This is a genomic window from Psychrobacter glacincola, from assembly GCF_965118485.1.
GTDB lineage: Bacteria > Pseudomonadota > Gammaproteobacteria > Pseudomonadales > Moraxellaceae > Psychrobacter > Psychrobacter glacincola_D.
In genome coordinates, this window is sequence record NZ_CBCPJH010000004.1 from 123,740 (window position 1) to 146,569 (window position 22,830).

General features: G+C 39.3%; 18 protein-coding genes. 15 read left to right on the plus strand and 3 right to left on the minus strand.

The genetic code is table 11. The annotated features are described in order from the left end of the window. The first annotated feature begins 45 nt into the window (after positions 1-45). The 12 genes from ACMHKH_RS02180 to ACMHKH_RS02235 all read left to right on the plus strand — a co-directional run bounded on the left by ACMHKH_RS02180 (position 46) and on the right by ACMHKH_RS02235 (position 12,451). Positions 46-1,203 (plus strand): NAD(P) transhydrogenase subunit alpha, encoded by a 1,158-nt coding sequence (locus ACMHKH_RS02180; protein ID WP_413519038.1) that lies wholly within the window; start codon positions 46-48, stop codon positions 1,201-1,203. A 115-nt stretch (positions 1,204-1,318) separates the two neighbouring features. Then, complete coding sequence (locus ACMHKH_RS02185; protein ID WP_372845155.1) at positions 1,319-1,654, plus strand: proton-translocating transhydrogenase family protein; 336 nt, start codon at positions 1,319-1,321, stop codon at positions 1,652-1,654. Beyond that, entirely contained in the window at positions 1,651-3,051 is a 1,401-nt protein-coding gene (locus ACMHKH_RS02190; RefSeq protein WP_413519039.1) for an NAD(P)(+) transhydrogenase (Re/Si-specific) subunit beta, read from the plus strand. Before ACMHKH_RS02185 ends, ACMHKH_RS02190 begins: the two co-directional genes overlap by 4 nt. Before the next feature lie 521 nt (positions 3,052-3,572). After that, a complete protein-coding gene (gene hisD, locus ACMHKH_RS02195; protein WP_413519040.1) occupies positions 3,573-4,886 on the plus strand; it encodes a histidinol dehydrogenase in 1,314 nt (437 codons plus the stop codon). A 66-nt stretch (positions 4,887-4,952) separates the two neighbouring features. Next, positions 4,953-5,726, plus strand: a complete 774-nt coding sequence (locus ACMHKH_RS02200; protein ID WP_133104679.1) for an SDR family NAD(P)-dependent oxidoreductase — start codon at positions 4,953-4,955, stop codon at positions 5,724-5,726. A gap of 130 nt (positions 5,727-5,856) precedes the next feature. After that, a complete protein-coding gene (locus ACMHKH_RS02205) occupies positions 5,857-6,906 on the plus strand; it encodes a LacI family DNA-binding transcriptional regulator (RefSeq protein ID WP_413519041.1) in 1,050 nt (349 codons plus the stop codon). 54 nt (positions 6,907-6,960) lie between these two features. Further along, entirely contained in the window at positions 6,961-7,959 is a 999-nt protein-coding gene (locus tag ACMHKH_RS02210) for a cupin domain-containing protein (RefSeq protein ID WP_413519042.1), read from the plus strand. A gap of 45 nt (positions 7,960-8,004) precedes the next feature. Beyond that, positions 8,005-8,715 (plus strand): alpha/beta fold hydrolase, encoded by a 711-nt coding sequence (locus tag ACMHKH_RS02215; protein WP_413519043.1) that lies wholly within the window; start codon positions 8,005-8,007, stop codon positions 8,713-8,715. Positions 8,716-8,785: 70 nt separating this feature from the next. Beyond that, a complete protein-coding gene (locus ACMHKH_RS02220) occupies positions 8,786-9,490 on the plus strand; it encodes an RraA family protein (protein WP_413519044.1) in 705 nt (234 codons plus the stop codon). A 69-nt stretch (positions 9,491-9,559) separates the two neighbouring features. Further along, positions 9,560-10,102 carry an ester cyclase gene (locus tag ACMHKH_RS02225; RefSeq protein WP_413519045.1) on the plus strand — a complete coding sequence of 181 codons (543 nt, stop codon included), beginning with the start codon at positions 9,560-9,562 and terminating at the stop codon, positions 10,100-10,102. Between the two features lie 132 nt (positions 10,103-10,234). After that, a complete protein-coding gene (locus ACMHKH_RS02230) occupies positions 10,235-11,293 on the plus strand; it encodes an ester cyclase (protein ID WP_413519046.1) in 1,059 nt (352 codons plus the stop codon). Positions 11,294-11,503: 210 nt separating this feature from the next. Then, positions 11,504-12,451, plus strand: coding sequence for an ester cyclase (locus ACMHKH_RS02235; protein ID WP_413519047.1), 948 nt, complete (start codon positions 11,504-11,506; stop codon positions 12,449-12,451). 751 nt (positions 12,452-13,202) lie between these two features. Here the strand turns inward: ACMHKH_RS02235 and ACMHKH_RS02240 are convergent. The 3 genes from ACMHKH_RS02240 to ACMHKH_RS02250 all read right to left on the minus strand — a co-directional run bounded on the left by ACMHKH_RS02240 (position 13,203) and on the right by ACMHKH_RS02250 (position 15,780). Further along, positions 13,203-14,501, minus strand: coding sequence for a hypothetical protein (locus ACMHKH_RS02240; protein WP_413519048.1), 1,299 nt, complete (start codon positions 14,499-14,501; stop codon positions 13,203-13,205). Then, positions 14,501-14,743 carry a hypothetical protein gene (locus tag ACMHKH_RS02245; protein WP_413519049.1) on the minus strand — a complete coding sequence of 81 codons (243 nt, stop codon included), beginning with the start codon at positions 14,741-14,743 and terminating at the stop codon, positions 14,501-14,503. Before ACMHKH_RS02245 ends, ACMHKH_RS02240 begins: the two co-directional genes overlap by 1 nt. Positions 14,744-14,985: 242 nt before the next feature. Next, positions 14,986-15,780 carry a hypothetical protein gene (locus ACMHKH_RS02250; RefSeq protein WP_413519050.1) on the minus strand — a complete coding sequence of 265 codons (795 nt, stop codon included), beginning with the start codon at positions 15,778-15,780 and terminating at the stop codon, positions 14,986-14,988. Positions 15,781-15,947: 167 nt separating this feature from the next. Between ACMHKH_RS02250 and ACMHKH_RS02255 the strand changes: the two genes are divergently transcribed. The 3 genes from ACMHKH_RS02255 to ACMHKH_RS02265 all read left to right on the plus strand — a co-directional run bounded on the left by ACMHKH_RS02255 (position 15,948) and on the right by ACMHKH_RS02265 (position 22,728). Further along, positions 15,948-18,815 (plus strand): UvrD-helicase domain-containing protein, encoded by a 2,868-nt coding sequence (locus ACMHKH_RS02255; protein WP_413519051.1) that lies wholly within the window; start codon positions 15,948-15,950, stop codon positions 18,813-18,815. A gap of 152 nt (positions 18,816-18,967) precedes the next feature. Beyond that, positions 18,968-21,055, plus strand: a complete 2,088-nt coding sequence (locus ACMHKH_RS02260) for an ATP-dependent nuclease (RefSeq protein ID WP_413519052.1) — start codon at positions 18,968-18,970, stop codon at positions 21,053-21,055. Continuing rightward, positions 21,046-22,728, plus strand: coding sequence for a UvrD-helicase domain-containing protein (locus ACMHKH_RS02265; protein WP_413519053.1), 1,683 nt, complete (start codon positions 21,046-21,048; stop codon positions 22,726-22,728). The genes ACMHKH_RS02260 and ACMHKH_RS02265 overlap by 10 nt, the downstream gene beginning before the upstream one ends. Positions 22,729-22,830 lie beyond the last annotated feature (102 nt).

Consider the following 22,830-nt stretch of genomic DNA (forward strand, 5'->3'; position numbering starts at 1 on the left):
GAATGACGAAAACGTAAGTATAGTCACTAGACGTAAGGAGACGGTATGAAAATCGGTGTTATTAGTGCAGATAGCGCAAGCGAAAGTCGGGTCGCGCTAACCCCAGACGCAGTAAAGAAATTACGCAAACTTGGGTTTGAGGTGGTCATTCAGTCAGGTGCGGGTCAAGCCTCTTATTATGCAGATGCATTATATCAAGCAGCGGGTGCTGATATTGCCAACAGTAGCATTGACGTCGTCAATCAGTCGCAGATTATTACCACCGTCAATGATTTGCCGACGTCAACGACGGCTGCTTTAACCGCTGGTCAAATCATCATCGGTATGCTTGACCCTTATCGCAATACCCAACTCGATACGTATGCTGCTAAAGGGGCTACCACCTTTGCCATGGAGCTGCTGCCACGTACCTTATCACGCGCACAGAATATGGATGTCTTGTCATCGCAAGCCAACCTTGCTGGTTATAAAGCCGTCTTACTAGCCGCCAATGAATATTCGCGCCCGTTTCCGATGTTTATGACCTCAGCCGGTACGGTTAAGCCTGCCAAAGTCGTTATCCTAGGCGTTGGGGTTGCAGGGTTGCAAGCGATTGCCACGGCCAAGCGTTTGGGCGCTGTCGTTGAAGCCAGTGATTTACGTCCGACTGCCCGTGAGCAAGTAGAGTCACTCGGTGGTAAATGGCTTGATGTGCCGATGAGTGCAGAGGAGGCAGAAACCGCTAAATCTACTGGTGGCTATGCGTGGACGCCATCAGAACAATATATCAAAGACCAAGCCGCTGTCGTGGACAAGGCGCTTAGTAATGCTGACATCGTTATTACCACTGCCCAAATTCCGGGTCGTAACGCGCCGCGTTTGGTACATCAATCAACCATCGCTAAGATGAAAGCAGGTTCAGTGCTGATTGATATGGCGGCTGGCACCGGCGGTAACGTTGAGGGCAGCGTGCCCGATGAAACCATTACCACGGCAAATGGCGTACGTATCGTCGGGGCGGCCAATATTCCCTCACAGCTTGCCGCGCAGTCTTCCGACTTATATGCCAATAACCTTGTTAATTTTATCACCACTTTAATTGCACCTGCCGCGACAGGTGACGCTTCAGCGAAGACAGTGGCATTAAATGTAGATATGAATGATGAGATTCAGGGCGCGTTGGCGGTGACACATGACAATCAAATACGCCTTACTAAACGCTAAGCCTTAAACATTCAGTCTTGACTATTTCATTACCCTACATTTGCCAGATATGAAACAATTTTAGGAGGATAAGATGATTGCCACTATTTTAGCGGCAGCGCCAGCCGGTGCGGCCATGAGTAGCACGCCATTCGTAGCGATTTTTACCGTATTTGTACTTGCAATTTTTGTCGGATATTACGTCGTTTGGGGCGTCACCCCTGCGCTGCATACGCCATTAATGGCCGTCACCAATGCTTTATCAAGTATCGTCATCGTCGGTGCCATGCTGCAAACTGTCACTATCGATGGGTCAGTATTTACGCCGACCAGTTTGCTTGGGGCTTTTGCGGTATTTTTAGCCAGTATCAATATTTTTGGTGGTTTCGCTGTGACCGAGCGTATGCTGTCGATGTTTAAGCCAAAAGTAAAAAAAGCCGTAGTAACCACAGATACTGGGGGTGACGCATGAATGACTTATCAAATATGATTGCGGCAAATGCGGACTGGTTTTATCTTATCGGTGCCATTCTTTTTGTCTTAACCTTACGTGGTTTATCGAGCCCAAAGACGGCCATTCGTGGTAACCGCTTTGGTATGGTGGCGATGGCGATTGCTGTTGTTACGACATTCTTCTTGGCAGAGGGCCCAGTACTTTGGTTGATTATCGGTGCGATGGTATTGGGTGCGATCGTCGGTATGTGGAAAGCAAAAACGGTCGCCATGACCCAGATGCCAGAAACCGTAGCCTTGATGCATTCATTTGTCGGTTTGGCAGCGGTGGCGATTGCACTAGCGACAGTATTGCATACTGAGCAAGCACATGGTGCGGTTGCACGAGTAGAGCTGTTTATCGGTTGCTTTATCGGTGCAATTACCTTCTCAGCGTCGGTTTTTGCCTTTGGTAAATTGGCGGCGAAAAGCTGGGCAAAAACCTTGGTTGGCGGCTGGGTTAAACCTGTCCAAGCGCTATTATTTATTGCGATGATTGCTTTTGGCGGCGTGTATTTCGTCACTGACTCCTTACCAGCATTTTATGCGATGGCAGTGATTGCAGTCATCTTTGGTTGGATGTGGATTGCCCCAATCGGCGGCGGCGATATGCCAGTGGTGGTATCACTATTGAACTCATTCTCAGGTTGGGCAGCAGCGGGTATCGGCTTTACCCTTGGCAACTCAATGCTCATTATCGCAGGTTCGCTCGTCGGTTCATCAGGTGCGATTTTATCTTATATCATGTGTAAAGCCATGAACCGCTCATTATTGAACGTCTTATTTGGCGGTATGGGAACGACAGCTGCCGCTGCAGGCGGCGATGATGGCGCACCAAAGAACTACAAAGCAGGCTCAGCAGAAGATGCAGGCTTTCTTATGGCCAATGCCAGCAGTGTAGTCATTGTACCGGGTTACGGTATGGCACAGGGCCGGGCACAAAACGCGGTCAAAGAATTGTATGAGCTATTAAAAGATGAAGGTGTTAATGTGCGTTTTGCCATTCATCCAGTTGCAGGTCGTATGCCAGGACATATGAACGTCCTCTTGGCAGAAGCGGATGTACCGTATGATGATATTCTTGAGATGGATGAGATTAACTCTGACTTCGCCAGTACCGATGTAGTCTTGGTGATTGGTGCTAATGACGTCGTCAATCCATCTGCAAAAGACGATCCATCGTCGCCAATCTTTGGTATGCCGATTTTAGAGGTGACCAAAGCGCAAACCGTTATGGTTATCAAACGCTCGATGAGCACAGGTTATGCAGGACTTGATAATAGCTTGTTCTATATGGACAAAACCATGATGATCTTTGGTGATGCCAAGAAGATGGTCGAAGAGATGGTCCGTAGTATCAATGGCGCTGGTCATTAATCTATAAAGTCAGCTTTTAGATATAAATTACTAAATTTACGCTTTACCATAAAAAAGTCACTGAGGTGGCTTTTTTGCGTTTTATGGCATTAATGATGCCAACGAATAATGTGATGCTCGTTCTTAACAAATCTTATATTTTATGTTAAAGAATAATATGACTGCCAAATATTCGTAAATTTAAGCATCAAATGTCTCGCATTAAAGCCCTTTAACGGACGTATAAATACTAATGAATTCGAATTCAAAAAATTGTTGTATTATTGGTCGTATCGCGCTAAGATATATTTATAATCAGTAGGTTTTGACATTAACAATGTTTATTTACTACACTTTATATAAAAGGTTTCATTAGTATTTTTGATTCACCCAAATAAGTATCAGTATAAGGGTTTTAGTAATAAATTCGTATGCAAAATAATTATGATGTTTGAGTGGGTCTGCACCATTAATAACATAATGTAAGAAAGCCAATCTGTTTTATCTATCAAAAAACATGCTAAATAAGCATAAACGAGGACATGGATGTGATTACCTATTTAAAAAAAGGCAAGCCTGAAGCACAACGTAGCCAAGATGATACCAAAGTGCGTCAAGTTGTTGAGAATACACTAGCAGATATCGAAAAGCGTGGTGACACTGCCATACGTGAGCTGTCAGAGAAATTCGACAATTATTCTCCACAAGCATTTCGTTTAAACCAACAAGAGATTGACGAGCTGATTGCGCAAGTGTCGCCTCGTGATTTAGAAGATATTAAATTTGCTCAAGCTCAGGTACGTAATTTTGCCAAAGCTCAGCGTGACTCGTTGCAAGACATTGAGATTGAAACCATGCCTGGGGTTATTTTGGGTCATAAAAACATTCCTGTTCAGTCGGCAGGCTGTTATATCCCAGGTGGTAAGTTTCCGATGGTCGCATCAGCGCATATGTCTGTTGCTACAGCATCTGTTGCAGGCGTACCTCGTATTGTTGCTTGTACACCACCGTTTAAAGGCAAGCCGAATCCTGCCGTGATAGCTGCTATGCATCTGGGCGGCGCGCATGAAATTTATGTGTTGGGTGGTATTCAAGCCATTGGAGCAATGGCATTAGGTACAGAAACCATCGAGCCTGTGCATATGCTAGTTGGTCCTGGAAACGCCTTTGTCGCTGAGGCAAAACGTCAGCTGTTTGGTCGTGTAGGTATCGATCTATTTGCAGGACCTACTGAAACAATGGTCATTGCAGATGACACGGTTGATGGCGAGATTTGTGCTACAGATTTGCTGGGTCAAGCAGAGCATGGCTATAACTCACCTGCTGTACTGCTAACGACATCACAGCAACTGGCTGAAGATACTATGAGAGAAATCGAGCGTCTATTGAAAGTATTACCAACGGCTGATACAGCATCAGTAAGTTGGGAAGATTATGGTGAAATAATTGTTTGTGACACCTATGAAGAAATGCTTGAAGTAGCCAATGATTACGCTTCAGAGCATGTGCAAGTGATGACTGATCGAGATGATTGGTTTTTAGAACATATGACTTGTTATGGGGCGTTATTTTTGGGTCCTCGCACCAATGTTTCTAACGGTGATAAAGTCATCGGTACTAATCATACTTTACCCACCAAAAAAGCAGGGCGCTATACAGGTGGATTGTGGGTAGGAAAGTATTTGAAAACACATTCATACCAAAAAATCACCACGGATGAGGCCGCTGCCAAAATTGGAAGTTATGGGTCGCGCTTGTGCATGTTAGAGGGTTTTGTCGGTCATGCTGAACAGTGTAATGTGCGTGTACGTCGTTATGGTCATCAAGAAGTGCCTTATGGTGCAGCTGCTGACTAAGCCAGCATTATTATTCAATTATATCTATTTGATATCAAATATTTAAATTAGAGAAGATAAAGACTTATGCGATTACCAACAACACCCTCATTTAATCTGATAGGAAAGCGTGCATTAGTGACTGGAGCCTCATCTGGTATTGGATTAGGGTGTGCTGTTGCATTGGCTGAAGCTGGTGCAGACGTGACATTAGCTGCACGCTCCTCTGATAAGTTGCAAGCGGTAGTGAAGCTAATGACAGATAAAGGTTTGAAAGCCAACGCCTTAAAACTAGATGTGACCGATGTCGCTTCTGTTCGTCATTTATTTGAAAACCTCTCTAATGCAGATGCTTTTGATATTGTGGTCAATAGTGCAGGTATGGCCAAACATACGCCTGCACTAGAGACTGAGCCTGATGATTTTGATGATGTGAATGATATTAATCTACGTGCCTCTTATTTTTTAATGCAAGCGGCTGCAAAAAAACTCATTCATGCCAATAAAGTCGGCAGCCTTATCAATGTCTCCTCACAAATGGGACATGTCGGCGGACCAGATCGTGCCGTGTACTGTGCAACTAAGCATGCTGTTGAGGGTTATACCAAGGCCATGGCAATAGAGTGGGGTAAGCATGGTATTCGCATTAATACCATCTGTCCAACATTTGTAAGAACAGCCTTAAGTGCAGCAACGTTTGCTGACGCTGAAAAAAGCCAATGGATTATGAGTAAAATTCATTTAGGCAGAGTGGCTGAAGTAGAGGATATTATGGGAGCAACGGTGTTTTTGGCATCAAATGCTGCCGCCATGATAACAGGCACTTCATTGTTAATAGATGGTGGATGGACCGCAGAATAGCTAATGCTAGATATTGAGTTCTCAGCGGTTTTGACACTAAGTGTTTTTGATTTATTAGCTTAGGTATAATAATTATCAGAACACCCTATCAACACCAATGGCTAAGAGCTGAGCTATAAAAGGTTATGAGATGACAAATAAAAATTCTGATATCACAAATGTTATAAAAAACCAACGTGTCACAGCAGATCAAGTTGCTGAAGCAGCAGGGGTCAGTCAATCTGCGGTATCTCGGGTTTATACCCCAGGTGCCAGCGTATCGCAAAAAACTAAGGACAAAGTAAAAAAAGCTGCTAAAGAATTAGGCTACCGCCCCAACATGCTAGCACGCTCACTAATCACTGGGCAAAGTCGTTTAATTGGTTTGGTAGTGGCGCACTTAGAAAATCTATTTTACGCAGATGTGATCGAAAAGCTCTCTCATGCATTGCAGTCGCAAGGTTATCATTTACTGATTTTTATGGCAATGAATGACAAAGACTCTACGCTTAAGGTAGTAGATGAGCTGTTGGATTATCAAGTGGACGGTATTATCACAGCGTCTCTGAGTTTATCTAGCGATTTGACGGACCGTTGTCATACAGAGAACATTCCTGTGGTTATGCTCAATCGTTTGCAAGATGATGATCGACTCTCTGGTGTGAGCTCTGATAACTTCGTCGGTGGTCGTAAAGTAGCAGAGTTTTTTGTTAAAGGTAACCATAAAAGAATAGCTCATATTTCAGGTTGGACAGGGTCTTCTACACAGCGAGACCGTGAAGCTGGCTTTCTTTTAGGGTTGCAACAGTCTGGTCAAAAGCTATTTGCTCAAGCGGTCGGCAATTATGATCGTGAAACGGCAAAGCAGGCCACGATAGAGTTATTTGCCAATAAAACGGAAACCAATCGCCCAGATGCTGTATTTGTTGCCAATGATTTTATGGCTTTTGCTGTCATGGATACCTTACGTTATGAGTTGGGGCTTAGAGTGCCAGAAGATGTGTCAGTCGTTGGGTACGATGACGTTGCGGTAGCATCTTGGGAGTCTTATAGCTTAACGACTGTCAGTCAACCGGCTCAGCGTATGGCGGATGAGGTTGTGTCTACTTTATTAGAGAAAATAGCAAACCCTGATTCTCCACCGAGACGTATTTCTATAGATGGCCCATTGATTGTTCGTAACTCGGCAAAAAAACCATAAATACTTTTGATTAAAAAAGCCGTTTGGAAGATAAATTAAAATAGGGATAAAGTAATGGAAGGTATCAGCAGACTTGAGATGGAAAAACGTATCGTGCGTTACGGAGATTTACAGCCCTGCCGTACCGCTTTTATCGATGCACATACGCCAGGATCAAATCATAAAGAAAACTTCACCATCATTGGTGGTGGTGTGTCAGAAAGCCCAGACCAGCACGTACATATTCAAGATACCCCTGGCTTTAATATTGGTGCTGCAGGCCAACTTCCACGTTGTAAAAACAGCTTACATTTACATACCACTGCCGAAGTATTTTTTGTACTTAGCGGCCGTTGGCGCTTTTTTTGGGGTATTCATGGTACAGCGGGAGAAGTTATTTGCGAAGCAGGGGATATTTTTAATATTCCGACGGGTGTGTTTCGTGGCTTTGAAAATATAGGCAACGACTACGGTATGATTATGTCGATACTGGGTGGTGACGATGCAGGTGGCGGTGTGACTTGGGCGCCGCAAGTTATTGAAGATGCTAAGGCTCATGGTCTGATTTTGGGTAATGACGGTCGACTGTACGACAGCAAAAAAGGGGAGAGCCTACCTGAGGGTATTGAGCCAATGGCGCAACTCACAGAAGAAGCGCTTAAACAGTATCCAGAAGTACCGACCTCAGCAATCGTCCCTCATTATGTTGCCCGTTATTGGGACATGATGGCACTGGCCAAAGAAGCACCTTGCCAAGTGATAGGTGAACATGCCTTGATCAAAGACAAGCCGGGTTTTTCGGTGGAGTTTTTGACACGCGGCTCAATCAGTGAAGCGCCTTATCAGACGGATTGTCATGAAATTCTGATGGTAAAAACTGGGCATTGGACATTTAAGTGGTTAGATGATACTGGCGAAGAATCTCAGACGAGCATAGGACCAGGGGATGTAGTGGCTGTGCCTCCTAATCTAGCACATCGTATTTATCCTTCTATGTCTGGTGAAACTGCTCTATTTAGAGTGAAAAACACCGCCGAAGCGGCAGGCCCGACTTGGATCCAAAGTGAACGGTAGGGTTATTACCTTGGATTTTGAGGCGTACTATTTGGGAATATAAAAATGATACCTTTGGTTCTTATCCCCGGGATGATGTGTGATACAAGGCTTTACCAGCCTCAAATATCCGCTTTTTCGCACAGAGTGCCGATTCATACTGTACCGGTTTCAACTCACAGTAATATGCAGGATTTAGCAAAAGACATCCTAGATAATGCGCCACCAGTCTTTGCGTTGGGAGGGTTATCTATGGGCGGTATTATTGCCATGGAAATTTTACGTCAAGCGCCCAATCGCATTGCCAAGCTTGCGTTACTTGACACAAATCCAAAAGCAGAAGCCGAAGAAGTTAAGAGAAATCGCCAGTTATTGATGGCCAATGTGCAACAAAACGGATTAGCTGAGGTAATTGCGAATACTATTCCTAAGTATTTCTCACCTACGGAAAGTCTGTCAACTAAGAGGAATTTAAAAATAATTGAGCTTTGTAACGCTATGTCTCAGTCATCTGGTATAGCAGCTTATATTAACCAAAGCCTCGCTTTGCGTGATAGACAAGACCAGCAAGAAACGCTAAAAAAATTTGCTGCCAATATCCCTACTTTAATTTTGTGCGGCGAGGATGATCAACTTTGCCCTGTTGAGCGTCATACATTGATGAAGTCTTTGATACCACATGCAGATTTACAAATCATAAAAGGTGCAGGACATCTACCGACATTGCAAGCGCCAGATCAAACAAACCGTGCCATAGAAAGCTGGTTATTTACTTAAACAATGAAACACCCTAGTTAACCAAAATTAGCTTGTCGTTCAAATCATATGGAAATGAAAGGAGTTATTTATGAATAATACGTTACTTAAACTGCTGCAATCTGTTGATACACCGACAGTATGTAATGCCATTGAAGTAGCTCAAGGCAAGCGAGGCTTTAATAGTTTTACACGTGGAAGTATGTTGTCATCTGAACCTGATTCAAGACCCATCGTTGGTTATGCTGTGACCGCAAAAATTAGCGCATTGGCAGAACCTACAGAACCAAAAGAGGTGATCCGCGCCAGACGTATGGATTATTATCGTGCCATGTCAGAGGGTGCCAAAGGTGATATGCCATCAGTCGCAGTGGTTGAAGATGTCGATTATCCAAACTGCATTGGTGCATACTGGGGCGAAATTAACACGACGATACATAAGGCATTTGGGATGAATGGGGCACTAACAAATGGCGTGATGCGCGATTTGGGTGACATGGCAGAAGACTTTCCAGTAATTGCCCATTCTGTCGGTCCTAGTCATGGATTTGTCCATGTTAAAGAGGTTAATACTACAGTCGATATCATGGGCATGACGGTTGAGGTGGGTGATTTAATACACGCTGACCGTCATGGTGCCGTCGTCATACCTAAAAATATAATCGATAAATTAGAAGCCGCTATTCAGAAGTTATTAAATAGCGAGAAAATTATTCTAACACCAGCAAAAAAAGAAGGCTTTGACTTTGCAGCTTTTGAAAAAGCGTGGCAAGCGTTCGAAGAGTCAAGAGTTTGATTGTTGTCTTCATCAATGCTTAAAAAACAACCTTTATCTTTACCTTTTAACTTAATAGAGAGAAATATTATGACAACCCCAAAACGTCCAGAGCAAGGTATCCTAACCAAAGATAATGATCTTAGTAAAACAGATGAAACCATAGGTGTGATTGATGCCATGGTTGATGGTTTGAACGATCATGATATTGACAATATGGGTAGATTTTTTGCCGAAACTTTTCGCTGGATGGGTAATGCAGGGTGTGGTTACAAAGAAGGCTTAACAGAGTTTCAAAATGGTTGGCAGCGTCCATTTCAGCAAGCATTCTCTGAAAAAGTTTGTATTGATGAAGCAAGATTAACCCAAGGTGAGTGGTGTGCAGCATTTGGTCGTCAAGAAGCAATCCACAGTGGCGAATTCATGGGTATAAAGCCTACTGGTAAGAAAGTTATTATCCGCTATATGGATTTTTGGAAAGTAGCCGATGGCAAAATCGAAGACAACTATGTCATGGTCGATTTTCCTTCTATTATGATGCAGCTAGGTATTGACCCTTTTAATGGTCATGGTTGGGAAAAGTTTGACACCAAATCAGGTGATTTGGCCCACACGCCTACTATCATGGAATAAAGTCTTAACCTAAAACTTAAGGTGCGACCAATTAAAGCCATAACCACATCTACTATTGTCGGTGTGGTTATGATGAACTAACTGAAAGCTTGTGAGGTTTTTAATAAATTCAAATATAGCAAGGGACAGTATATGAATAACAAGACAGCAGAACAGCAAAATAAAAACCAAATTGAGCGATTTAATCAAGCGCTATACAATTATGATAGTGAAAAAGTGAAATCTCTAATAGATGAGCTCTTTACTGAATCTGCTGTCATTCAATTGGCTTACCCCTTAGAAATTTTACAAAATCGTGACGCTTTATTTACCGAAGCGTTTGAGCCATTACAACAAGCCATTCCAGATCTAGAGCGTCGAACCTTTATTGTTATGGCCGGAAATAGTGGTAGCAGTATGACCAGTAATGAAAATAGTAATACTGACTGGGTAGGGTGTGCTGGCTACTATACAGGTACGTTCATGGAAAGTTGGTTTGATATTCCTCCTACAGGACATCAGGTTACCATGCGTTTTCATGAGTTTTACCGCTTTGAAAACGGCAAGATTGTTGAGATGCAAGCGCTTTGGGATATACCGGAAGTGATGCATCAAGCGGATGCATGGCCAATGGTAAAAAGCCTTGGACGTGAAGGTATATTGTCCGCACCTGCTACCCTTGATGGTAACTTAGTAGAAAAAACGTATTCTGTTGAGCACAGTCAGCGTAGTGAACAACTGGTGCTTAATATGCTAAACGGTTTGGGCGAGTTTTCGACAGGTGGTGCTTCGGCCATGAAATTAGAAGATTACTGGCATCCTCGTTGCACCTGGTATGGACCTTCTGGTATTGGTGCCTGTCGAGGTATTACAGGGTTTCGCAACTGGCATCAAATCCCATTTTTAAATGCTCTGCCAAACCGTCAAACCATTGAAGAAAATGGGTATTTTTTTGCTGAAGGAGATTATGTCGCTTTCACAGCTTGGCCTGGAATGTCGATGACGGTATCTAACGATGGCTGGCTTGGTATTGCACCTGCCGGACAAGAAATAACACTTCGTAGCCTAGATTTTTGGCGTTGTGAAGATGGCTTAATTCGTGAGAATTGGGTGCTTGTAGATATTTTACATGCCTATAAACAGGTTGGTATAGACGTCCTCGCTCGAATGCGCGAGTTTAATAAAGCACGTTACCGTCAGTTTGACAAATAAAACCAATCTACTAGGGCATGCCTTCATTTCAAAAATGCTGATAAAAATTAGCCAAATAGCTGCCAAACAAGAAAAACAGCGCAGATAGTATCGGAATATTAAATAGCTATTTGAAGATGTTTAGCAAAACTTAGCAAGTTTTAACTCATTTAGATTACCGTCGGTTGAATTGAAGACACGCCACAATATTTACTTTAAAAAGAGAAATTTATGAAAGGATTCGATGAGAAGTTTAACGATTTTCCAGACTATATATTAAAAATTACTAATGAAATTTGGGAAAACCGTGGATTACATACACTTCACGACTATTATGCTCCAGATATTGTGGTTAGGACGCCACTAGGTATAGACTTCGGAAATCAAGGCGTGATAAATGCGACCATGAATGTGTTAGCAGAGTTCCCTAACCGTACCTTGCTAGGTGAAGATGTCATTTGGAGCGGTACCCCAGAGGCTGGCATGCTGTCTTCACACCGTATCATCACCACAGCCACACATATCAAAACAGGTCAAAATCTTCGCTTTCGAGTCATTGCTGATTGTCATGCAAAAAACAATCAGATTGATGATGAATGGTTGATAAGAGATCAAGGGGCCATTGCTCGGCAGATGGGTCAAACACCTAAAGATAGAGCGCAAGAAGTCATTGAAATACAAGAGAAAAGTGGTATTGTCAAACAATCATTTACCCCAAGTATTGATCAAGACGGTCCTTATTTAGGCCGTGGTAACGACAATGCATGGGGTGAGAAATATGCAGATATTTTAATTCGCTTAATGAATGCAGAGTTTGCTTTAATTCCACATGAGTACGACCGTTGTTGTTTAGGCGAGTACCCAGGAGGTATTTCAGGGATATCACATGGTGATGTTGATGCGTTTTGGCTAGGATTGCGTTCATCATTTCCGAATGCTGAATTTGAGGTTCATCACCAGATTGGTCGGGAAGATAAGTTAATGTCACCTCGCGCAGCGATTAGATGGTCATTAACTGGCAAGCATGAAGGTTATGGACACTTTGGACAACCAACTGGTGCAGAAGTACATGTCATGGGAGCCTGCCATGCTGAGTTTGGACCTTGGGGATTACGCCGCGAATATGTGATGTATGATGAAGTAGCGATTTGGCAACAGATATTATTGGCTACAAAATAGTAAATGAAAATTATGGGTGGGGGTCTATAGTTACTTTTGTTTCTTACTAAGCCGCACCACCTATAATTTTTGGCGTTATGTTTCAGTCGCTTAAGTCATTTACTCAATTAGATAGGTTCTAGTTAAACTGATTTATCGTTTCTGCTGTCTATTCAATATTGCTTGTTTAAAGTCTTCAAATGCCTATATTAGATATATCGCTGAAAATGCAATAACGGCATAAGCTAAAGAGGCAACATCCTGATCAAAAATAACATATAGTATTCTTACTATTCCAAAAGTGAATAATTTGTAAGAAATATAAGCTTTGATTACAAGTAGGATCAAACTATCCATAATAAAAAATGTCTTATGTTTAAGTTATCTTAATATTAGCTTTTTTTAGCACTAGTCCATCTAAAAAATCTATTATCTATCTTTATCTCATAAATAACTCATTAATTTTTTTACATAGCATACTTAAAACCACTAGGACACCGTCCGATTATTTAGAAATAGACAATGTAGTTAGAGGACGCATAGATCAAAATAGGGCGATCATAAGCGAAAATAATGAGCTCACAGACAGAAATACAAATTCATTCAGCAAATGTTTTTCCATACTCTTCGCCGTAAACATTAGAGATATGCTTAAAGAACAGTAAAAGAAAGATATACTGTTTGTAGTTGCCCGCATCAATCGTGCCACATAAGGTAGTGTCTGTACCCTAGAGGTATTTTTCTAGTTCTTGTTGGGTCATCATGTTAATGGTTATTTGATAAGTAAACTTGTTTCAAATGCTTTGTAGATACTTTCGATCAAGTTAGCTAATGGAGTAACATCGTTGTGATCAATATCTAACTGCGATAACCTTTCAAAAGGAATTCTTATTTTAATGAGATAACCAAAAGATATATTAAACACCGTTCTCTTAGAATTTAAAATTTTATCATTCCATTTAGATGTGCTTCTCCAGTCTGAGCTCAAGTGCTCATCTAACAAGGCTTCAACATCTCCCCAAGAGTCTCTTTTGACTCTACCAGTATGCTTCTTAAAGTTGTGTTTAGTGTAAAGAGACTTTCTAAAATCATCCTCAGTAAGCCATAAACCAGTTATGTATGATTGCCCCATCATCTTGATATGGTAGCTTTCCTTTGTGGTATAAAATTCGCCATCAATTTCTAATTGTTGGTTGAACTTCGGTTCGCTATGGAATATATGATATCCTTGTCCTTTGGTATTACCAGGATATATTTCTACTATTAGTTCACCTGTTTCTGCATCTATATTAAATAAGAGCTCATTGGCCCATCCATGTGTAAATGTGGTACCTAGACGATCCCTATAGGTTAACTTGTCTATCGACTCGTTATTATCACAAAACTGTATAATGGCTGATTCAATTCTTCTAGAAATGGATTTAGCATTAACGTTCTTTAGAGAGCCGATTGGTGTCTCTGGTAGCCAACTAAAATTATGTTCTTTCACTAATTGGATAAAATCGTTAAGGAATCGGTTTGTGTTACCTGTTGTTTTTTCAAAGCTGGCAACTTTGACAGCTATTGCCATTAATTTCCTCCAATTCAGATCAACTGGAGTAATAACTTCTTTATTGTCCTCAAGGCACTTACTCTGATGACCAAGAATATTAAGTACTTGGTTATAAAGTTGTGACGTGCAGTTGATATTATCTCTTTTTGCTTCTATAACAATTAAAATATTATTTATGGTGATTACCAAGTCGCAAATTGGGTCATATTCAATATTATGTTTTTGTTGCCAAAAATCAGACATAACGCTTTCACTCAACGATACAGCAAAAACTTTATCAAAGTCCTGAACTTGACTGGTTCTCTTTTGTATCTCTATTTGCATCTCGGTATCACCATCGAGATCTTCAAACAACCTGTTGTATATACCTGAGTTGTCAATGATGGTTTTTAGCACTTCATGGAAAAATAAGGTATCTTCTTGTAGACATATGGCTAAAGCTCTTGTTAGGTCATTTTCTAATTGATAGATTCTGTTTTTCTTAGTGTATGTTTTAAAAATATTTAAATGCTTATTCATCATAGAAACCCAATTAAAGATATTACTACTGTGTACATCAGAATAGATAAGTATTCGATTGCTTGGATTTGTTTATCGAGCAGTTCGCGCTTATCGTTCAAAAGAGTCGACCTTATGCCTTGATATAAGTGTTTATCAGTCACAACCACATTATCACTACCAATATCTTGCCAGCGCAATTGTGGTAATAAAACTTCATCATAGCGTAGCTGCGTTAGCCACGCGATATCGATGTGGCGCACAAGACAAGCCCAAGGTTTGTTTCCGATGAGGTTGCAGGCATGCGGCCAGTCTGTACTTTGTAGAAAAATTTATAGATAGTCAAACTACGCAAGCAACTGCAAGACGTACGGAGTTTAATGTTGACTAAAATATTAAAAGTAAGACGAACCTTTCTTTTATCTGAGAATCAATTATGTGTACTGTAATATCATCAGTGCCTATAAGCTTGCCTTTATTCACTTTGTTCTACCAACTAGAATTGCTATTTAGAAAATAAGAGATGATACACGTCATCTAAATTTCGAACAGCTGACTGTGCACACCGCCAAGTCGTAATTAAATCTACCAATGCTTGTAACTCTGCGTATTCCTCCTCTGTCCGTTCCGGATCCTTCTTAGTCCTGAGGTATTCTTTCCTATTCTTTTTTTCATCTATTGGTATAGATAATATTTCTGATAAGCTAATGTCTAGCTCAGACAGTCTTCGGTAAAAGATATTATGCTCAATAGCCGCATTGGTATCATAAGATATTTTAAGTTCGTCTAAATGTGGTAAAAGGTATTCAAATTTATCATCTATGTTTTCTGTAGATTTTGTATTACTGAATGTTACCTTAATAGAGTTAGGTAGGACTCCAAGTTTTAAGAGAGCTTTGATTGTATTTAAACTATCTTCCAATTCCTTTAAACCTTCTACTATTGGTACTAAGAAGTAATCGAATACTTTATGAGAGTTACTATTGTGCTTCATGGTATCTATTACATACTCTGTATTATCTGCAGCAATATCAACAATAGCTGACTCTATATTACTCAAGGCTTTCAAAGCTTCATCAAAGTTTTTTCCAGATAATACAATTTCATCAGAATACGTTTTACTATACATACTTAGATTACCTATCACATAATGACGCTGCAAATCCATATTCGGCCTAAGCATGTAGTTACTAACGAGAGATTTACCAGTATTCCCTGAAGAGTTGATTACTGCGATGCGATATCCAGTCCGTTTTGTCATACTTGTATCTACCGATTCATATTTTTCAGAACTAATCATTACTTTTGTTTCCTTTTGAGGGTATATTGTTTGTTCCATGATTGTGTTAGTGCATACACTATCCTAGGATGAATTAACACAATTTTTTTATACCTTATCATTTTTCACTAATTGCCAGTGAAAAAATCCATCAAGAGATTTAATGATAGACATACAAGAGAGAAAAGGTGAAGGATATTATTACGGTTGAACAATTGAATTTTAATTTCATTGGTAAGGTTTTTTGCAAAAAAGCAATACTTCTAACAGAGCTAGGCTTGTCTTTAGATACCAAGAAAGGAGCAAAAGAACTTGTCTCATTCTCCGAAATTAAAAGATTTTCTTACATTGAAGAGGGTTTTTTCGGGGCAACCCTATTTATTCATAACAGCCAATCGTTTGAAGAGTATAAGTTTTTATCAAAAACAAACTTTATAGCATTTTTAGAGTCTATCAACAGGAAAATTGCTCACTCCCTACAGCCCTATCTGATTAGCTTAATTGAAGAGTTTAACATTCAGGTTTTGAGTAACTACCCTAGAGACTCAAAATTAGATCAAATCAAATTAGTCGCAAATGAGCTGGCTACATACTATGAAGATGATAAAGTGCCATGGGATTACTTCAGCGATTCCAAACTATATAGCGAAGTTGAGAAAATATACAGTCTTTATCCTATCAAACAAGAAGCCTTAGGCGCGTATCATGAAAAAATCAACCTGGCGCTAAGAAAGGATTTCTTTGATAACGTAGAATCAAATCCTTTAACTGATGAACAGAGACTTGGTGTGCTACGTTCTAATGATAAAAACATGGTACTGGCTGCTGCTGGTACGGGTAAAACCTCTGTCATGGTCGCTAAGGCTCTCGATCTTGTCGATAGAGGGTTGGCATCACCTCAAGAGATTTTAGTTCTAGCCTACAACAAATCAGCCGCTGAAGAGCTAAAAAATAGGCTTGCTGATAAAGCTGAGAATTCAGGCATCGTACTAACAGAGACACCTCAGATCTCAACATTCCACGCTTTAGGTAGAAAGATCTTAGGGGAATCTAACATCTCAACTTATATGAGCGTCTTCACTGAAGACAGCTTAAAGCTAGGTGTGTGGGTAACAGAGTGGTTGATAGAATATTTAACACAAGATCCCAAAAGAATGGTCGATTTTATATCACTATTCCCAGAACCTGTGAATCCTTTCGACTTTAAGACTCAAGAAGAGTATGAGCGACATATCAGAGACAATGAGTTTAGAACTCTTCAAGGCGAGTTGGTCAAAGGGTATCAAGAACTTAGGATAGCTAATTGGCTAGCTATTCATAAGATCCCATACGAATACGAAGCTCGTTACATCAGTAAGCGAAGAATTGACATAGGATTCGACTACCAGCCTGACTTTCACATATCTGACTCTAATATTTACATCGAGCACTTTGGTATCGATAGACAGGGTAATACTCGCCCCGATATAGATAAGCGAGCATACAACGAATCTATTGATACCAAACGTAAACTGCATAAAGAGCTTGAAACAGTTTTAGTGGAAACATTCCATTATGACTGGACCGAAGATGCACTCGAAGCTCGTCTTGAAGAACGACTGGCTGCCGTGGGAGTTATTCCCGATAAAAATTCGGTTAAAGACGCTTCAAAAGAGTTACTCTCTAAGCTTAAGGAAGGTAATCAAATTGCCACTTGGAGCAAAATGCTTATCAAGGCATTACAAGCCACTCGATTTGAAAGATTAGATGAAGACTCAATTCTCGATAGGCTAGAGAAAGCTCGTATCTCACAAGCAAAGAAGAAGACCCGTATTCTAACTGACTTGCACAACGCGTATGTTGATGAGCTTGCAGCTACTGATTCAATTGACTTTGACGATATGATTAACCGTGCAATTGCAGTCGTAGATAATGGTCAATATAAACCTCACTGGAAATATATTCTTGTTGACGAGTTTCAAGACATATCTGCCTCTCGGATGGAGTTTGTTAACAGCATTATTGAAAAAGGGCCTGACCCTTCATTAACGGTTGTCGGTGATGATTGGCAGTCTATCTATCGATTCTCAGGTGGTAAACTTGAGCTCACTACTAGATTTAATGAGCTGGTTGGATCGCATACACTGACAATGCTCCAAAAGACATTCCGCTATAATAATAGCATTGCTGATACTGCTGGAACGTTCATTATGGAGAATCCTGAACAGTATCAGAAACACATCAAAACACACGACGTGGTTGATGAATCACAAGTATATTTATTAGATGATAAGACTGGTGAAGAGAATGGTGTCTATAGCAGAGTCGCCGAGGTTGTCAACAAGATCAGGGCAAATGACCCTGAAGGTTCGATAGCAATTATTGCTAGATATAACTATCTATTAAAGGATTCACGTAATTTTCTAGGTAAAGAAGAGTCCAAAGATATTCACTTTTGGAGCTTTCACAAATCTAAAGGGCTTGAAGCTGACTACTGCATCCTAATTGGTTTCTTCCAAGGGAAAAGCGGCTTCCCTAATGGCAACTGTGAGGATGCTATCCCTGAGGCGCTACTTCCAACACTAGACTCATTTCCTCATTCTGAAGAGCGACGCTTGCTGTATGTCGGCATAACGCGTTGTAAAAAGAAATCGTATATTATTGCTAGTCCGACAGCCCCGTCAGAATTTGTCCTTGAATTATTAGCTCCCAAATATGACATTAATATCTTTTCTAAATCCTTCCAAGAACGGCATAGAAAAATATTTAAATGCCCTAACTGCGTAAACGGCTACCTACGCTTAATCAAAGGGCCGTATGGTAGTTTCTATGGCTGTAGCTCTGGTAGAGGTTGTTCGGTAGGCAAGGCACGTGTCTGTACTAAGTGCGAGGCACCCTCTGTGGATAGAGAGCATGATAGTTTATGCAACAACAGGGACTGCGGTAATTCAATAAAAATCTGTAATAAATGTGGTCGTCCTATGAGAATGCGGGAGAGCAAATTTGGTAAGTTTTGGGGCTGTAGCGGTTATGGGATTCCAGATGACCAGTGTAAAAATACAATTAAAATTCGCTAATCGAAAGCAACCAAGACGAACCATGCTGTCTTCCAGAAGAAGCTCTTAAACCAATTAGAAAAATTTAGACTAGCTTGTTGTGATTCAAGTCAGTAACGAATTTAAATCATATATTATTAATAGAATATTTATTTAAAAGGATATTGGTAAAGATGTATATATCTCAATTAAAAATAACTAACTATAGAAGCTTTAAAGATATAACAGTTGAATTTAACGACGGTATTAACGCTATTATTGGCTCTAATAATTCTGGAAAGTCGAATCTTCTTAGAGCCCTTTCTATAATCTTTGATAAGAGATCGACCAAAAAGCTTGGAATTGATGATTTCTGTAAATTTATCGATGAACAATATTTAATAGATGCATCACCTAAAATTACTATTGAAGCTACTATAAAAAAAGGAGATGTAGCTACTGCTACAGAAGACGATCTTTCAGTGCTAGCGAATTGGCTTACTATTTTTGATGATAATTATGAAGCAGTGCTGACTTATGAATTTTTCTTACCTGAGAAACATGAAGATACGTATAAAACCTTTACTGAAGAAATAGTAACTCAAGGAAAGAATGAAGAGAAAAGTAGTGGAGATATAAGTAATAAAATCTGGAAGGTGATACAGAAAAACTTCCTAAGGTTCTATAAACACAAGATTTGGGTCGGCGATGTAACGAATCAATCTACACTTGATTCAGAAACGCTTGATAGGTTTGACTATCAATTTCTTGATGCGATAAGAGATGTAGAGAGAGATATGTTGTCAGGCAAAAACTCCTTGCTTAAAGAAGTCATAGACTTCTTCATGGATTATGATATCAAGAGTGATAGTACGTTAGACAAAGAAGCACAAAGTGTAGCTATAAACACTAGAAGAGATGAATTTTCGACAAAGTCAAATGATTTATTAAATGATATTCATGTTCGTATTGAACATGGTAAAGAAGAAATCCTATCATACGCAACACAGACAGGAGCTTCATTTAACAACGCATCACCTAACTTTGAAGGCGCTTTGTCAGAGCTTGAAATATATAGCGTTCTACAACTTATTGTTGAGTATGAAACAGGTATAAAGATACCTGCTAGGAATAATGGTTTAGGATACAACAACTTAATCTATATGTCTCTTCTCCTTGCTAAAATGCAGGTGAACGCTAACGTCGAACATCTTGACAGCAACGCTAAAGTCTTCTCAATGCTCATCATAGAAGAACCTGAATCACACTTACATCCATCAATGCAATTTAAACTTCTTAAGTTCTTAGAAAATAATCGTAAGGCTAAAAAAGTAAGACAAATATTCGTTACTACTCATTCTACGCACATAACTAGCGCAGTTGATTTAGACAATATAATTTGTCTATATGAGAAAAACGACGGCACAAGTGTAGCATATCCTTCTAAAACCTTTAAAGATGAACATGGAAACGAAGTCATTGGTAGTAAGCAATACATTGAAAGATTTTTAGATGCGGTTAAGTCTGATATTTTATTTAGTGATAGAGTTTTATTTGTTGAAGGTATTGCTGAACAGTTATTAATATCTATATTTGCTAAGTATGAAGGCAAGTTCTTGGAAGACAAACATATTAGTATAGTAAATATTGGTGGAAGATACTTTAACCACTTCTTCTATCTTTTCGATGAAGTGAATGAGTATTCAATACCAAAGAAAATCGTATGTTTAACAGACAAAGACCCAGTAAGAAAAAATAAAGTTAAAGATCGAAATTTCAAAACTTGTTACCCATACGAGTTTAATAGTGACAATGAAACTTATGAATACGATCTTAATAACGTAGTTCATGCGTCTAGTAATATATTAATATTTAAACAAGATAGCATACATGGCAAAACCTTGGAGTATGAGCTAGCCTATCTTAATCCTTCATTAAAAATACTTGTAACACAAAGTACTAAAAACACATCTGAGTTATATGGTCTCATGGATTCATATAATGACCCAGATTCCACAGTTCAACAATTAATAGACAAGCTTCGCAGTAGTGAGGAAAATACTCGTATTAAGATAGGAATAAATAGCTCTAATTTGACAGATGACGAGAAAAAACGCTCTATTATAGCTTCAAGGTATTTAAATTCAGTTAGTAAGGGAGAGAATGCGTTAGAGTTAGCGATCGCTTTGCAGAACAATTTATTGAACAAGGGAAGTGATGCCTATGTTGAAGTCGTAATTCCAACTTATATACAAGAGGCTTTAGAAGTATTATGCCAATAATAACTATTGAGTCAGATGAGCTTATTGATATCGACTCACCTTTTAGAGTTTCGGCAGGTCCTGGAGCAGGTAAAACCTATTGGCTAACCCAACATATCCATAATGTCGTTAGAACTTCAAATAAATTGTTTATTACAAAAAAGGTTCTATGCTTAACTTATACGAACAATGCAGTTAAAACGTTACGTTTAAGACTTGGTAATGCTAACTCAAGGGTAGAGGTTATGACAATACATAGCTTTTTTTATCAGTATATTGTCAAACCATACATTTCCGTAATAGCAGAAGATTTTAATTTGGATCTTACCAAAATAGATGGACATGATGATCAAATACTGTCTAGCTATCCTTTTGTACAGGAGTTATTAACAAAACCTAAAGTTAGTTATGTTTCTTCTGAAAATAAATTTAAACTTGTAGATGCTATTAAAAGATGCTTCTGGCATTTTGACTCAGAAAATAAATTAGTTATAAAACCAAGTTACCCTATACAAATAGGTAAATATAATTTAAGTAATGCAACTTATTCAGAATATAAAAAGCTAGCTTGGGAGAAGGGTACATATCATCATGATGATATAATATTTTTCGCTTATCAAATTATAAATAAAGTACCATTTATCCCAAAACTTATATCAGAGAAGTTTCCCTATATCTTTATTGATGAATTTCAGGATTCAACACCGTTGCAAATTCATGTATTTAGAGATATAGCACAATACTCTACAATAGGAGTAATCGGTGATCAAGCTCAATCTATATATGGTTTTCAAGGTGCAAAACCTACAGATTTTCATGATCTGGTTATTGATAATATACAGGATTTTCAAATAGTAAATAATCGTAGAAGTTCTAACGAAGTTATTAACTTTCTAAACGCAGTTAGAAAAGACCTAGTACAGAACCCTATTAGAAATTTTTCCGATTCAAAACCGACTATACTGGTTGGAGATATGTTCAATGCTTATAATTACGTATACAAAATTGAAGAAAAATTAACAACTTTATCACGTAATAATATTACCTTAAACTTAGCTAAAGCAGAATTAGGTTTAGAAGGTTTCAATAAAAATTCATTAGAACAACTGACTGAAGAAGATTCTAATCTTGTACGTTCTAAATTTATATCTAGTTCTATTAGAGGTTTGTTTTTAATGCAAAATGGTGACTTCAAGGAAGCTATAAAGGAGTTACAGAAGAACTATCCAAAGAAGGACTCACAAACAAAGAAGCTGGTTCTTGATTATCTAGCTAAGCTAGCTACTAACTTCGAAATTATTAAAGAGAAATCATTATTAGAGTTCTCCAGGCTTGTAGCTGATTTAGCAGACATATCGTTTCCTAATGTTACACGAGGAAAAGTTAAGACATTTTACGAAAAAAACACTTTTATTAGTCTTTATCTTTGTGTAAGAGCAGTAAATGAAGATAGTGATTATTTAACTATTCATAAAGCGAAGGGAAATGAGTTCGATAATGTATTGCTTTTATTATCAGATCCGAAGCATTTAGCTTTTATCACTGAGCCAGACCTTACTAAAGAAGAACAACGAATCAACTATGTAGCAGCAAGTAGAGCTAAGAATAAGTTATTCATTTCAGTGCCTACATTAGAAGATTCTGTTAAACAACAGCTCATTGATACAGGCATACTCGAAGTAGTAGAATTATAATTTCACTACTTTTATAGTATGAAAAAATCCTTAAAATGGCAAACGGCTTCATCAAGTAATTAGGCCATTCTATATAACTACCATTTAGATTGAACGCTTACC

What these genes read in the sequence shown, in the direction of transcription:
- ACMHKH_RS02235 (WP_413519047.1), top strand. Translation starts at nt 11,504, where the DNA reads ATGAAAGGATTCGATGAGAAGTTTAACGATTTTCCAGACTATATATTA.
- ACMHKH_RS02225 (WP_413519045.1), top strand. Translation starts at nt 9,560, where the DNA reads ATGACAACCCCAAAACGTCCAGAGCAAGGTATCCTAACCAAAGATAAT.
- ACMHKH_RS02265 (WP_413519053.1), top strand. Translation starts at nt 21,046, where the DNA reads ATGCCAATAATAACTATTGAGTCAGATGAGCTTATTGATATCGACTCA.
- ACMHKH_RS02205 (WP_413519041.1), top strand. Translation starts at nt 5,857, where the DNA reads ATGACAAATAAAAATTCTGATATCACAAATGTTATAAAAAACCAACGT.
- ACMHKH_RS02250 (WP_413519050.1), bottom strand. Translation starts at nt 15,780, where the DNA reads ATGATTAGTTCTGAAAAATATGAATCGGTAGATACAAGTATGACAAAA.
- hisD (WP_413519040.1), top strand. Translation starts at nt 3,573, where the DNA reads ATGGATGTGATTACCTATTTAAAAAAAGGCAAGCCTGAAGCACAACGT.
- ACMHKH_RS02215 (WP_413519043.1), top strand. Translation starts at nt 8,005, where the DNA reads ATGATACCTTTGGTTCTTATCCCCGGGATGATGTGTGATACAAGGCTT.
- ACMHKH_RS02190 (WP_413519039.1), top strand. Translation starts at nt 1,651, where the DNA reads ATGAATGACTTATCAAATATGATTGCGGCAAATGCGGACTGGTTTTAT.
- ACMHKH_RS02240 (WP_413519048.1), bottom strand. Translation starts at nt 14,501, where the DNA reads ATGAATAAGCATTTAAATATTTTTAAAACATACACTAAGAAAAACAGA.
- ACMHKH_RS02230 (WP_413519046.1), top strand. Translation starts at nt 10,235, where the DNA reads ATGAATAACAAGACAGCAGAACAGCAAAATAAAAACCAAATTGAGCGA.
- ACMHKH_RS02185 (WP_372845155.1), top strand. Translation starts at nt 1,319, where the DNA reads ATGAGTAGCACGCCATTCGTAGCGATTTTTACCGTATTTGTACTTGCA.
- ACMHKH_RS02180 (WP_413519038.1), top strand. Translation starts at nt 46, where the DNA reads ATGAAAATCGGTGTTATTAGTGCAGATAGCGCAAGCGAAAGTCGGGTC.
- ACMHKH_RS02260 (WP_413519052.1), top strand. Translation starts at nt 18,968, where the DNA reads ATGTATATATCTCAATTAAAAATAACTAACTATAGAAGCTTTAAAGAT.
- ACMHKH_RS02220 (WP_413519044.1), top strand. Translation starts at nt 8,786, where the DNA reads ATGAATAATACGTTACTTAAACTGCTGCAATCTGTTGATACACCGACA.
- ACMHKH_RS02210 (WP_413519042.1), top strand. Translation starts at nt 6,961, where the DNA reads ATGGAAGGTATCAGCAGACTTGAGATGGAAAAACGTATCGTGCGTTAC.
- ACMHKH_RS02200 (WP_133104679.1), top strand. Translation starts at nt 4,953, where the DNA reads ATGCGATTACCAACAACACCCTCATTTAATCTGATAGGAAAGCGTGCA.